This is a genomic window from Dysgonomonas termitidis, assembly GCF_042654545.1.
GTDB classification, from domain to species: Bacteria; Bacteroidota; Bacteroidia; order Bacteroidales; family Dysgonomonadaceae; genus Dysgonomonas; species Dysgonomonas termitidis.
On sequence record NZ_JBHSGN010000133.1, the window covers coordinates 22,644 to 36,777 of the forward strand.

Consider the following 14,134-nt stretch of genomic DNA (forward strand, 5'->3'; position numbering starts at 1 on the left):
TATTTTATGAAAATTTATCAATATAACGGTTGTCTGAAAACCATGTATAATAAGTTTCGGGTATTCGGGGATGCCGGATAATATTAATTCGGAGGGGTCATATAACAGGAGCGGATAAACACCCGTATTTGCCGAATGCTTATCCACTCCGATTTGTTCCGTTCACAGAAATTATTCCGGAAGGATTAATTCTTTTTAGTTAACTATATGGTCATTTCCTGTTATCTCAAAGCCAGCCTCTACAACAGGTAATTTCTCTGCGCTTGTTTTTGCCGGGGAAGTACCTCCGATATACAGCCGGCCTTTACCCTTATTCACCTTCAGTACCCCGTCTTCATCAGCCAGGGCGAGTTCTCTGGAAGTTAACCTGAAAGTTACGCTTTTGCTTTCACCTGCCTTTAGGAAAATCCTGTCGAAGCTTTTCAGGGCATATAGAGGTTTCTGTTTGTTAGAGCCATCCCCGTCATGGGAAATATAGAGCTGGACTACTTCTTCCCCATCAGTTTTTCCTGTATTCTTCACAGTAACGGAGACTTCCATGTTTTCTCCTGTTTTTATAATGGCTGGTATTTGTATAGGGGAGTATTCAAATTTAGTATAACTTAGTCCGTAGCCGAAAGGATAAAGCGCCTGCCCGTCAAAATAACGGTAAGTCCTGTTTTTCATTTCGTAAGAGTTGAATGCCGGTAAGTCACTGTCTTTCGTATAGAATGTTACAGGTAATTTCCCCGAAGGATTATAGTCCCCGAAAAGGACGTCGGCAATAGCTGTTCCCGCGTCTTGCCCGCCATACCATGCATTCAATATTGCAGGTATGTTTTTCGATTCCCATTCGGTAGCTATTGCGCTTCCGGTCATCATCACAAAGACTGTTGGTATTTCTTCTGCTTTCAAAGCCTGCATCAGCTCTGTCTGTATTTTCGGCAGTTTTATGCTGGTGCGGTCTCCCCCCGTAAATCCTTCTATATTGACTGGCATTTCCTCTCCTTCCAACTCCGGAGATATACCTCCTGCAAATATGACCACATCCATTCCTTTCAGGCGTTTTGCCAGGGCGGCGATCTCTCCTTTGCTGTTTTCCGATGGTTTTACAAAGTCAATGCCCTTTTCGTAAATCACCTCTGCATTTTTCAGTTTGTTCTTAATGGCTTTGTAAGGAGTTATTATCTGAGTAGGGAAACCATTGTAATTGCCCAGTACAGATACTTCATTATCTGCATTAGGGCCGATGACCGCTACTTTTTTCAGTTTCTTGCTCAATGGCAGGAAGTTATTCTCATTCTTTAATAATACGATTGATTCTCTGGTTATTTTAAGAGCCAGATCTTTATGGGGTTGCGATTCCAATACCGAAAGCGGTATTTTTGAAAATTTCACATCCTCGGCAGGGTCGAACATTCCCAGTCTGAAACGGATTTCGAATAAGCGCTTTAATGATATATTGATTTGTTCTTCTGTAATCAGCCCTGTTTTAACGGCCTCCACCAGAGCTTTGTATGCTTCATTTCCACAGTCGATGTCAGTTCCGTGGAATACTGCGTCGGCAGCAGCGTATTTAGCATTGGGATGTGTTTTGTGATGACGGTAGAAATCGTCGATAGCGCCGCAGTCGGATGTCACATATCCTGTAAAGCCCCATTTATCTCTCAATATTTCCTGCATCAGCAGGTTATTACCGCAACAAGGCACCCCACTGAAAGCATTGTATGCACACATCACTCCCGCTACTTTGGCGTCTACGACCAGGTCACGGAATGCCGGAAGGTATGTATCCCACAGATCGAATGTGGTGACAAATGTGTTGAACGTATGACGTGTATTCTCCGGGCCGCTATGTACGGCATAATGTTTTGCACAGGCTGCTGCTTTTAGGTATTTGGGGTCGTTACCTTGCAAACCTGTTACAAATGATTTACCTAAAGTCCCTGTGAGATAAGGGTCTTCGCCATAGGTTTCCTGTCCGCGTCCCCAGCGGGGGTCACGGAATATATTAACATTAGGCGTCCAATACGTCAGGCCGTGATATATGGAGTAGTTGTTTTTTGCCGATGCGTCATTATATATTGCCCGTCCTTCATCAGAAATAGCATTGGCCACATCTTGCAACAACCTGGTATCCCAGGCCGCGGCCATTCCTATTGCCTGAGGAAAAACGGTTACTTTGTATTTTGTGCGTCCGATGCCATGCAGACATTCGTTCCACCAGTTATAAGCCGGGATATTCAATCGATCTATGGCCGGAGTATTATTGAGCATCTGTAGTACCTTCTCCTCTAATGACAGGCGGGAAACCAAGTCAGATATACGTTCGTCGGTAGATAATTTTGTATCCCGGAAGGGATATGACTGACCGGATAACATGGTGGCCGAAAATGTAAGAAAAATGAGAAATAATAGTTTCTTGGCTTTCATGATAAAGATTTTTTTTTAGGAAATTTATAAATACAAATTAAAGCAAAAGGCATTAATAAAAGTCAAAATCAAACATTAATGTATCGGTTAAAATACGATTAATATTTTATATTTTAAAAGAATGCTATTAAAAATAGATGATTTATCGGAAAACTAAAATCTTTTAGTTGGAATAAAAAAAGAAATAAAGTATTTTTACGATCGTTAGCTTCTGTTGTGGTTTTTAAAAGTGCAATTTATCCTCTACAAAAAATCTAAATGAAAAAACTATTCTCTGCTATTTTATTTATCTTTTTGTCGGTATTAACCAATGCTGCTCAAGCCGATAGTATAGATTATGGTTTATATATAAAGTCGTTTCCGTTCAATGATCAGGAAAAGACATCTTTGATCCTCGAAAATGATCAACCTATCAAACTGCATGGTGAAACAACCATGACATTCGATATAAGTGTACGCAAAGACAATGTATTCGGGGTTGTATTCAGGATGATTACCGATAAGAAGGAGAATATAGACTTAATATTTACTGTGGGTGAAGAAGATAAGCGATATCCGATGCTTGTGGTCAACGAATCCGTTTACATGATCTCCAAAGAGATATCATGCAATAAATGGTTACCGGTAAGCATAACCTTATCGTCGGAAAAAAATGAAATCACGATAGTATATGGGGAGACTAAATTATCTGTTCCTTACCAGATCTCACGGGCCAATGAGGTTAAAGTATCATTCGGTTTATGTCCTTTCGACGGATATACGTTGTATGATATAGCATCAGTGAATATCAGGGATGTAAAGATATTCAACGGTAAAAATCTACAGAGGCACTGGAAATTGGAAAAACACGACGAGAGGCAGAGTCCCGACTCTGTGAGCCAGGTGCCGGCGTTAGCAAAAAATCCACGCTGGATAATAGATATTTATGCTACCTGGCAAAAAATATATTCGAAGCATATAAAGGAAAACTCGCTGTTTGCATTCAATCCGGATGAGGGTATAATATATATCGCTTCTCCCGATTCGAAACAGCTCATCTCCTTCGATGCCGACCAAAAAAAAGAGAATATAATAACAGTGAAGGGTGGGATAATTGCCGCCAATGCTCCCAACCAGTTGTTCTATAATCCGGTTTCAAATAAACTATTGTCCTATAATCTGGACGAAAACATAGTATCTGCATTTAATCCGGTTTCAGAGTCGTGGGAAAACAATACAAAATCGCTTCTGGAGCATGCCTACTGGAACAATTCAGTTTCTTTTTTTTCCTCCGACTCGTCGCTAGTGTCTTTTGGAGGCTATGGCTTTTATAAGTATAATAACGAATTGCTCCGTTTAAATCCGAGCCGGAAGTCCATAAAAAAATCCAATTTACCTGATATTTCTCCCCGCCATTCATCCTCAACAGTTATCGTAAACAATACTTTATATATCTATGGAGGATGGGGTAATAAAACAGGACGGCAGGAGTTGTCGCCACGTAATTATTACGATCTTTATTCGGTCAATCTCCTTACAGAGCAGACAAATAAGCTGTGGGAAATGGAAACTCCCGCACCCGAGTTGGAATTCCTTCCGGGAGAGAATATGATCTATGATGAGAAAGATGATTGTTTTTATGTATTTACAAACCAAAACGGCGGGACATTGATGAGGCTAAGGAAAGATCATCCGGGTTTTGAATTAATGTCTTTTCCTATATATGAAGATCTCACAGCTCACTATTTATATATGAATTTGTATCATTCAAAAAAGGATAATAAATTTTATGTATTGATAAATAAGATAAAAACAGATAAGTCGGCCGAAGTCGCGATCTATTCGCTTAATTACCCTCCGATCGCTTTAAGCGAGATACAGGTAACCCCGCCGGTGGCGGAGACGGTACCGGCGCTGTCTATATGGAAGATTGTAATAATAGCTTTGGGGCTTCTGTGTGTAATTGCTCTTACGGTATATTTCCTGATTAAGAGGAAGCCTTTCAGAAAGAAAACCGGTAAAAGGCTGATGACTTCGTCCCGGAGCCTTATAATTCCTTCGGCCACAGAGGTAAAAGCGAAAGAACCGGAAGTCCGGTATTATGATTTCTCCAGACAGTCGATTTGTTTTCTGGGAGGCTTCCTGATAATGGATAAGGACGGGCGGAATATAACCGGCCAGTTTACACCGATGCTGAAATACCTGCTCGTATTGCTGATACTTAGTACAGAGAAGGACAGCAAAGGTATATCGGGCAAGAAGCTGATACAATTGTTGTGGTTCGATAAAAATGAAGAATCTGCGAAAAATAACAGAAACGTCTATCTCAGCAAGTTGCGGACGATACTCGAAAATGTAGGGAATGCGGATATTATAAACCAAAACGGATTTTGGAGTATAAAACTGAACGAAGGCATTGTATGCGATTATACGGAGTCTATGCGGCTGTTCGGTTTAATAAAGGAAAATACTACCTCCGATCAGACGAATATAGATAGGTTGCTCGAACTATTGCTCAGGGGGGTGTTGTTGCCAAATACAGAGGCGGATTGGGTAGACGGTTTCAAAAGCGATTTCTCTAATACGACAATCGATATATTGACCGAACTTTCGAAAAGTAATTATTATAAGCTGACGGACGACCTGAAACTGAAGATTGCGGATACTTTATTCCTGCACGATTATATAAATGAGGAGGCGCTATACCTCAAATGCTCTATCTTGTTCAATTCGGGTAAAAAAGGAATTGCAAAAAGCATTTATGACAATTTCTGTAAAGAATACTATAATCTGCTGGGCTCGAAATATAAGTATTCCCTTACCGATGTGATAAGCCGGAACAATATCGAAGATTAATAATCTCATTTCCTTTCTTAATTGAAAATAATTTTATCTATATATCAGCTGGCAGCTTTTAGCAGTTAGCTGATAGTTCTTTGAAGTGTTGATTAAAGCAGTTACAAGTTACTTCACCCTTCGGGCAGTTACGAGTTACAAGTTGGCTGGCGTTTTGTTTTGTTTCACGCAAAGACGCAAAGGCGCAAAGTTCTACATCTTACGAGTTGTTGACTGTTAACTGATGACTGTAAATACTGTTACCTTTGTTACCTTTTTGGAGAAAGATACGAGAGACAGGTTGTTAACTACTCTCTGACGAGATGCTTCGTTTCCCTCAGCATGACAGACCACGATACTGTTAACTGATGACTGTTTACTGTTTACTGTTAACTGATATATCTGTTACCTTTGTTACCTTTTGGAAGAGAGTGTGTCAAAAGTAATTTTTGCTTTCTGTTTACATACGCTACGCTCCTGTGACCGTTGGTTGTCATGTTGAACGGAGTGAAACATCTCGTTTTTGGAGGGCCGGGATTCTTCATTGCATTCAGAAACAACGTTCGGCAGAGCGAAGCGGGCGTTATTTTCTGCTGTCATCCTGAGTGAAACGAAGGATCGCCTTCGATTTAGGAGATGTTTGCCTCGCCTTCGCTTCGGCGATTTGCAATTCACTTCGTTCAACATGACAAAGAGGATATAAGAATCTGCAAGGGTAAAAATTAGCTCCGCTGACCGTTGGTTCTTAATTTTTTTCATTCTTCATTCTTAATTGCTTTCCGTGTTACCTTTGTTACCTTTTAAGAAAGTTACGAGTTTGCCTCGCCTTCGCTTCGGCGAATGTTATTTCTGCGCCCTGCGGGCAGTTACGAGTTACGAGTAGACAAGATACGAGTTGTTAACTGCTGACTGTTTACTGTTTACTGAAAAAACTGTTACCTTTGTTACTTTTTGAACAAAATATCACATCTAACCTTATTTTTAATACATTATTAATACGTTTTTAACTCTCCTGTTAATACCCCTGGCTTTATTTTGTTCCGGGAAATAACCAATACTTAAAATAACACCATGAGAAAAAAAATCGGATTATTTATGTTTTTCGCCGTGAGCATCCTTACCGTTCAGGCCGGTGATATCAAATTACAGTATAAACGTCCCGCAAAAGAATGGGTAGAAGCCTTGCCTTTAGGGAACTCGCGGTTGGGAGCTATGGTTTTTGGCAGCCCGGCCCGGGAGCGTTTGCAGCTGAACGAAGAAACAATGTGGGCCGGAGGGCCGCACCGGAATGATAGTCCCGCTTTGCTAGGTTCGTTGGATGAAGTAAGAAATCTTATTTTCGAAGGAAAGGAAAAAGAGGCAGAGGCATTGCTGGACAAAACGATGAGGACTCCTCACAATGGCATGCCGTATCAGACTATCGGAAACTTGTATCTGGACTTCACCGGGCATGACAATTTCTCGGATTACTCGCGCAATCTGGATCTAAAAACGGCGGTAGCAACTATCCGGTACGCTGTGGATGGTGTGACATATACCCGTGAAGTATTCAGTTCGTTTACCGATAATGTGATTATTATGCGTATTACGGCAGATAAGGCGAACAGTATCAACTTCTCCGCGTCATACGATTCTCCGGTGAAAGGCTATTCCGTATCGGCAAAGGGCAACAGGCTGGTGCTGAAAGGTACAGGCTCTGACCATGAAGGAATAAAAGGAGTAGTAAGATTCGAAAACCAGACCGAAATAAAAACGGAGGGCGGAACGGTAAAAGCCGGAAAAGATAATATCGTTGTGAAAAACGCGAATACAGCGACAATATACATATCCATCGCCACTAATTTTATAGACTATAAGAATGTGAGCGGTAACGAGGCCGGAAAAGCAGGAACAATATTGAAGTCCGCGCTGGCCAAACCGTATCAGACTGCGCTGAACGACCATATAAAGTATTATCAGAAGCAGTTTAACCGTGTTGAGCTGGATCTGGGGACTTCCGAAAGAATGAACGACGAAACCGATAGCCGTGTACGGAACTTTAAGGATGGTAAAGACCAGAACCTTGTTACACTGCTTTTCCAGTTTGGACGCTATCTGCTCATCAGTTCGTCACAGCCGGGCGGTCAGCCTTCGACTTTGCAGGGTATATGGAACGATCAGCTTGTGCCGCCCTGGGATAGTAAGTACACTATCAATATCAATACGGAGATGAATTACTGGCCTGCCGAGGTGACCAATCTTAGCGAAACACATTTTCCGTTGTTCGAAATGGTGAAAGAAATAGCCGAAACAGGTAAAGAGACGGCAAGGGTAATGTACAATGCCAACGGATGGGTTACACACCACAATACGGATATCTGGCGTACGACCGGACCTGTGGACGGACCGTTTTACGGGATGTGGCCCAACGGCGGGGCGTGGTTAAGCCGCCATATGTGGCAGCATTACCTCTATACGGGAGACAAGGTGTTTCTGAGGGATGTATATCCCGTACTGAAAGGTGCTGCCGATTTCTTTCTGGATTTCCTTGTAGAGCATCCGAAATATAAATGGATGGTATCGGCTCCTTCCACTTCGCCCGAACAAGGCCCTCCGGGAACCGGAACAAGCATCACGGCCGGTTCTACGATGGACAACCAGATAGTATTCGATGTGCTGAGTGATGCGTTGAACGCATCCAGGGCTTTGCAACTGGCCGATAATGTATATGAAAGAAGACTGGAAGATATGATTTCGCGTCTTGCCCCTATGCAGATAGGGAAATACAACCAGTTACAGGAGTGGCTCGACGACGTGGACGACCCAAAGAACGACCATCGCCATGTGTCGCATCTGTACGGGCTGTATCCGAGCAACCAGATATCTCCTTATTCGCATCCTGCATTGTTTCAGGCAGCAAAGAATTCGTTGCTTTACCGTGGCGATATGGCTACGGGGTGGTCGATAGGCTGGAAGATAAACTTCTGGGCACGCCTCCTGGATGGAAATCATACATATAAGATTATATCCAATATGTTATCGCTTGTAGAGCCGGGAAATAACGACGGGCGTACATATCCGAACCTGTTCGATGCGCACCCGCCTTTCCAGATCGACGGTAATTTCGGGTTCACTGCCGGAGTGGCCGAAATGTTATTACAAAGCCACGATGGAGCACTCCATCTGCTTCCTGCCCTGCCCGATGCATGGAAAAAGGGCGCAGTGAAAGGGCTGATGGCTCGCGGCGGTTTCGAGGTCTCTATGGCGTGGGAAAACGGGGAACTTCTGACTGTCTCGGTACTATCCAAATTGGGTGGGAATATGCGCCTGCGGTCTTATGTGCCATTGACGGGTGCGGGATTGTCGGAGGCTAAGGGTGTAAATCCTAATCCGTTATACGGGACAGCCCGGATAAAGGAACCTCTGGTCTCAAAAGAAATAAACGCTCAGTATCCGTTGCTGTATAAGATATACGAGTATGACGTGGATACGCGGCAGGGGCAGGTATATACATTTAAGAGAGGTTTGAAATAAGATCTAAAATGTTAGAATTAAAGCAGTTATTTAATATATAAAACTAAAGTATAATGAATCAGCGAATTATTCTGTCTGTGATAATCTTATCCTGTCTTTTTATGAGTAAGATTACAGCCCAGACAAACAAGCACTCTGCTAAAACACAGTATCCAAGCTATAAAGGCCTGATTATGGCAGGTTATCAGGGATGGTTCAGGGCGCCGGCCGATGGAGTGATGTATCCCGATGAAAAACAAGTCCGCATAGACATGTGGCCGGATGTGAGCGAGTATGAAAAGACATATCCTACGGGATTGAAGCACGCGGATGGTTCCACAGCCCACTTTTTCAGTTCTACGGACAAAAGCACAATAGATTTGCATTTCAAATGGATGCAGGAATATGGCGTAGACGGTGTGTTTATGCAACGCTTCTTTGGCTCTGCTCAGGCAAAGGCCAGAAGGGAAGCTCCGGCAGCGGTGATCAGAAACGCGTTTGAGGCTGCATCTAAATATCAGCGTGCGATAGCTGTCATGTACGACTTGTCGGGTTTGAAAAGATCGGGAGAAGATTGTTCCAGCCTGATAGAGGATTGGAAGTACCTTGTAGATTCCATAAGGGTGACAAACCAGAAAGGAAATCAGACATATTTATTTTTCAACGGGAAACCTCTTGTGGCTATCTGGGGTATCGGTTTCCCCGACAGGCCTTATAATATCCGTAATATAGGTATTGAGCGCTTCATCGACTTCCTGAAAAATGACCCTGAATACGGAGGTTGCAGTATTATGCTGGGTGTACCGACGTTTTGGCGCGAACTGACTGCCGATTGTATCCCGGACCACTATTTACATACGATAATCAAACAAGCCGACATCGTTCTGCCCTGGACTGTCCAGCGTTTTACGCCGCTTCTGCATAACGATATGGACCGTTTCCGCGACCTGATAATCGGTGATATGGAGTGGTGTAAGAATAATAATATAGATTATGTACCTTGTGTGACCCCGGGATTCAGTTGGCATAATCTCAGCCGCTTTGAATTTCCGGATGATATAAAGCCGTCCGGTTCCATACCGCGTCAGGGGGGACGTTTCTACTGGCAGCAGATATCTACTGCTATCAATGCAGGCGCCGGTATGATCTATGCGGCTATGTTCGATGAAGTAAATGAAGGAACGGCAATATTCAAATGCAGCGACAATCCTCCGGTAAGTGATATAGCTAAGTTCGTAGGGATGGACGGAGTGCCTTCCGATCATTATCTCTGGCTTACAGGGGAAGCGTCTAAAATGCTGAAAAGACAGAAACCATTGAGTATCCCGATGCCGAAAAGGGATTCCCGGTAGTAGGATTGATTAAGCAGGCTCCGGATCTATGCTTTAAAGAACCTGAGGAAATCTTCCTTATAGCTGGATGATATTTCGATCTCCGTACCATCTTCCAGAGTCACATATCCACCGGAGTTTTTGTGATATGACTTTACAAAGTTGAAGTTTACGATGTGTGACTTATGGATGCGGATGAAAGGGTAGGGCAGTATCTCGCTAAAATGCTTGAGGAACCGGCAAACCATCTTCTTGCTCTTGTCTTTCAGGTAGATATCGGTGAAGTTTCCGTTGCCTTGCAGGCGGATGATATCCTCCACCTTCACCACTTCGAAGCCTTCGAGAGTAGGAAGTATGACCTGCTGTTTTTCCGGCTTGGTTTCGCGGAAGTTCTCTACCAGTATTTTGTTGCGGTTGAAGACTTCCTTATTGATGATGTGCTGCTGAACTTTATTCACGGCTAATATCAGTTCCTCGATGCTTACGGGTTTCAGGAGATAGTATGCCGCGCTTTGGTTCAATGCCCGCAAAGAGTATTCGGAAAAAGCCGTGACGAATATCGTCTCAAAGTAGAGGTCTTTACAGCCTTCCAGTACATCGAAGGCATTACCGAACGGCATTTCCACATCGAGGAATACAAGTTGCGGTTCCAGATCGTGAAGAAGGGGGATGGCATCCTTGCAATTATGCGCTTCGCCTGTAATTTCTATTTGCGGACAGTATTTCGCCAGATAGTTTTTCAGGGCTTCCCGGGCGGCGGGTTCATCCTCTACTATTACGCTCTTTATTCTTTGCAGTGTATTCATAAGTTCTTGTTCATTAAGGGGAATAATAACCTGACTATCACTCCGCTTTCCGTCCCTTCCTTCTCGGTGATGGAAATTGATATGTTGGTATGGTACAGGCTGTTCAGCAGGTTGATGCGTTCCTGTGTATTATTCAGTCCGCGGAAACGGTGTTCTTTTTGGTGCTTGGTTTTTAGCTCCTTGCTTTTTGTGAGTCCGATGCCGTTATCTTCGATGATGACTTCCAGATGATTACCTTCGGGCTTTACATTCAACGTAAGCAGTCCCATACCATCCTTGTAGCGTAGTCCGTGCCAGATGGCATTTTCCAGTTGTGGCTGTATCAGCATATTGGGAATGAACAGGGAATCGGCATCCAGCGAATTGTCTATCTCCATCTTATAGGTGAACTTGTCGTGAAAGCGCATGTATTCCAGATCGAGGTACTCCTTCATCTGCTCCATCTCGGTAGCCAACGGAATAAAGTCCTTGTTTGAAGTCTCCATGATATTGCGCATCAGCTTGGAGTAGGAAGACAGGTATTTGTTGGCTTCCAGTTCGTTATTTTGCGCTATGAACTGGTTCACGCTATTGAGGCTGTTGAAAATGAAGTGGGGGTTCATTTCCCTGCGCAGCGATTGCAGGGCTATCCGCTTATTCTTCTTCTTGATGGAATAGAGGGCTTTGGCTATAAAGACGAGTGAGATGAGTATAAGCACAATGGCTATGAGTAGTACATAGTTGAACCTGTTGGTTCTGGATATCAGTTCATCTTTTAGCGCCCGTTCTTTTTCCAGCCGGAGTATTTTCTCCTCCTGTACGTGAAAGAATCTTTCGTCCAGCAGCGTACTGTCGTTCTTTACAAGGTCTTCGAGCTTCTTCATGAAGTCGGAATAAGCATCCAGGGCTTTCTGGGGTTGATGCATCCTCTGATATTGTTCTACGAGCAACTTAAGGCTGTTTTTGGCCTCTATGGTCTGTCCGTTATCTATGGCGAGGCTGTATGCCTGTTGCAGGGCGGATACACTCTCGGCTAGCTTATTGGCCTCGAGGTAATTTTCAGACAGGGCTTGCAGTTGCTTGATCTCGGCTTTGGGGTTGTTCGTTTCTTTGGCTTCCGCAACCAGATCCTTGTTTATTTCTATTGCTTTTCCTATCTGGTTGTCGGAGGCATAGGTGCTGGCTATATCCTGCCGTATCTGCATGGATGCTTCCGGCTGGCCCTGGACAGTGATCAAGGCTTTCTCGAGGTTTCTGATTGCTTCGGGAGTATTGTCCATATCTTTGTTCACTTGTGCCATTTGCCGGTAGGCAAGGACTTTATCTTCCTTGCTGTCCAGTTCTTCGGCCAGCAGTATATTCTGTTGTATATATCCCGATTGTACAGCCGGATTGTTGTAGTTCTGCACACGATACATATCATTGGTATTGATTTGCTGCATCTTTTTGTTGGAGGTGTTTGCCTGTGCAGAACTAAAGTTAAGAAAGGCATCATACCTCTTATCCTGTGCTTCCTGAACTTTTGCCAGCTCCCGTTCCACAGCGGCCAGTTTCTCCTTTTCTCTGCGGATCTGGTATATTCGTTTAGCTCTTGTCAGATAATCTTCGGCTTTTGCATATTCTCCTCTTTCGGACAGTTCTTTTGCCAGTTTCTCATAACTTTCGGCCACTTCCATATCGGACTTACCTTCTTCTATGGCTTTGGAAACCTCCTGTATCCGTATATTCTCCCTTGATTGCTTGGATGCGCTCTTCGGCTGCTGCGCCCAACCTGGTGCTGAGATCAGGATAAGAAGGAGTATAAGTATATATCTGATATGCATAAGCTGTTGTGTTTGATTGAGATTGTAAAGTAAATACTTTTAAAACATTTATACCTTATAGTTCACCAATTCAAAATGACCGTTCACCCATTTTTCCACTATTGTTAATTCTTAACGTAATACATTTGAGCAAAGAAACCAATTAAAACACAATGATATGAAAAAGTTTGTACTATTAAGCTCGGTGTTATTCACTTTTGTCGCAACAACTGCCGGCTGTTCCGCAGCAACAGCTGAAAACAGAGGAAAGGAACAGAATCCGGAATTGTCCGTATCTGCAACTGATAATGAAATGAACAGGGGGACGAAAATACAGGTTGCTATTCTACTCGATACATCGAGCAGTATGGACGGACTGATTGAACAGGCTAAGTCTCGTTTATGGAACATAGTGAATACACTTACCACACTGCGGTACGAAGGGAAAGCTCCCCGTATAGAAATTGCTTTGTATGAATATGGTAATGACGGTGTACGCACGAGCGATTATATCCGGCAGGTGACGCCTCTGACTACCGATCTCGATCTGATTTCTCAAAAGCTATTCGCTCTGACCACCTACGGAGGAGACGAATATTGCGGGGCAGTGATAAATAAAGCCGTAGAAGTGCTGGACTGGGGCAGAAACACATCGGATATGAAGCTTATTTATATCGCGGGTAATGAACCTTTCACTCAAGGGCGTATTTCTTATAAATCTGCTATAGACCGAGCTTTGGGCAAGGATATATTTGTGAATACAATACATTGCGGCAATCATAGCTCAGGTGTTCAGGGAATGTGGCGTGATGCCGCTATAAGGGGAAAAGGGAAGTTTTTTAATATCGACCATAATGCGAAAGTGCGCTATTACGATACTCCTTACGATGACAGAATAAGTATTTGTAACGACCGTCTGAATGCGACTTATCTGGGATATGGGCACAATGGTTTTGCACGGAAAAAAATGCAGGCCGTTCAGGATGTGAATGCGAAATCCATATCGTGGTCGAATATGGCGGAACGTGCGGTGAGTAAATCGGCAAGCGTTTATAAGAATAGTAGCTGGGATCTGGTGGATAGGGTTAAAGAAGACAAAGATGCCCTGGATAATATAAGGCAATCCGACCTTCCGGAAGAATTGCAGGATAAATCGAAGGTTGAAATACAAAATGTAATTGCCGGAAAAGAAACCGAAAGAGCCGCTATACAAAAAGAAATAAATGAACTGGCAAAAAAACGTCAGGACTATATAGACAAGCAACTGAAAAACGATGATACCAGCGACGATCTAGGCAAGGCTATTAACGAATCCGTTCTTGCATTTGCCAATCAGAAGGGTTATACTATCAGTAAATAATGGACTTCCGGCCTTGTGCCCGAGCAAAACTATACCGATGCAAATGCTGAAGAGGTAAACAAATCCATTAGTTTTTTGTTTCTATGTTAAGTAGGCTACTGACTGGATTTACAGGAAGTAGCTTACTTTATCTATAAA

At 43.2% G+C, this 14,134-nt stretch carries 7 protein-coding genes; 4 read left to right on the forward strand and 3 right to left on the reverse strand.

Annotated elements, in window-relative coordinates; translation table 11 throughout:
• Window positions 1-195: 195 nt before the first annotated feature.
• On the reverse strand, window positions 196-2,412 hold the full coding sequence (locus ACFO6W_RS21945) for a glycoside hydrolase family 3 C-terminal domain-containing protein (protein ID WP_380000499.1): 2,217 nt from the start codon (window positions 2,410-2,412) through the stop codon (window positions 196-198).
• Window positions 2,413-2,670: 258 nt separating this feature from the next.
• On the opposite strand from ACFO6W_RS21945, the gene ACFO6W_RS21950 reads away from it, so the two are divergent.
• The 3 genes from ACFO6W_RS21950 (at window position 2,671) to ACFO6W_RS21960 (ending at window position 10,070) form a co-directional block, all read left to right on the forward strand.
• Window positions 2,671-5,247, forward strand: a complete 2,577-nt coding sequence (locus ACFO6W_RS21950) for a Kelch repeat-containing protein (RefSeq protein WP_380000501.1) — start codon at window positions 2,671-2,673, stop codon at window positions 5,245-5,247.
• A gap of 1,050 nt (window positions 5,248-6,297) precedes the next feature.
• Complete coding sequence (locus tag ACFO6W_RS21955; protein ID WP_380000503.1) at window positions 6,298-8,739, forward strand: glycoside hydrolase family 95 protein; 2,442 nt, start codon at window positions 6,298-6,300, stop codon at window positions 8,737-8,739.
• A gap of 101 nt (window positions 8,740-8,840) precedes the next feature.
• Entirely contained in the window at window positions 8,841-10,070 is a 1,230-nt protein-coding gene (locus ACFO6W_RS21960) for a glycoside hydrolase family 99 protein (protein ID WP_380000505.1), read from the forward strand.
• 26 nt (window positions 10,071-10,096) lie between these two features.
• On the opposite strand, the gene ACFO6W_RS21965 is transcribed toward ACFO6W_RS21960, so the two are convergent.
• A complete protein-coding gene (locus ACFO6W_RS21965; protein WP_380000507.1) occupies window positions 10,097-10,855 on the reverse strand; it encodes a LytR/AlgR family response regulator transcription factor in 759 nt (252 codons plus the stop codon).
• Window positions 10,852-12,657 carry a tetratricopeptide repeat-containing sensor histidine kinase gene (locus ACFO6W_RS21970; RefSeq protein WP_380000509.1) on the reverse strand — a complete coding sequence of 602 codons (1,806 nt, stop codon included), beginning with the start codon at window positions 12,655-12,657 and terminating at the stop codon, window positions 10,852-10,854. Before ACFO6W_RS21970 ends, ACFO6W_RS21965 begins: the two co-directional genes overlap by 4 nt.
• A gap of 157 nt (window positions 12,658-12,814) precedes the next feature.
• On the opposite strand from ACFO6W_RS21970, the gene ACFO6W_RS21975 reads away from it, so the two are divergent.
• The gene (locus tag ACFO6W_RS21975; RefSeq protein WP_380000511.1) at window positions 12,815-13,996 is read left to right on the forward strand and encodes a vWA domain-containing protein; all 1,182 of its coding nucleotides are present in this window, start codon (window positions 12,815-12,817) and stop codon (window positions 13,994-13,996) included.
• Window positions 13,997-14,134 lie beyond the last annotated feature (138 nt).

Bases quoted from the DNA above. Each gene is read 5' to 3' on its own strand.
- ACFO6W_RS21950 (WP_380000501.1), top strand. From the start codon at position 2,671: ATGAAAAAACTATTCTCTGCTATTTTATTTATCTTTTTGTCGGTATTA.
- ACFO6W_RS21970 (WP_380000509.1), bottom strand. From the start codon at position 12,657: ATGCATATCAGATATATACTTATACTCCTTCTTATCCTGATCTCAGCA.
- ACFO6W_RS21955 (WP_380000503.1), top strand. From the start codon at position 6,298: ATGAGAAAAAAAATCGGATTATTTATGTTTTTCGCCGTGAGCATCCTT.
- ACFO6W_RS21960 (WP_380000505.1), top strand. From the start codon at position 8,841: ATGAGTAAGATTACAGCCCAGACAAACAAGCACTCTGCTAAAACACAG.
- ACFO6W_RS21965 (WP_380000507.1), bottom strand. From the start codon at position 10,855: ATGAATACACTGCAAAGAATAAAGAGCGTAATAGTAGAGGATGAACCC.
- ACFO6W_RS21945 (WP_380000499.1), bottom strand. From the start codon at position 2,412: ATGAAAGCCAAGAAACTATTATTTCTCATTTTTCTTACATTTTCGGCC.
- ACFO6W_RS21975 (WP_380000511.1), top strand. From the start codon at position 12,815: ATGAAAAAGTTTGTACTATTAAGCTCGGTGTTATTCACTTTTGTCGCA.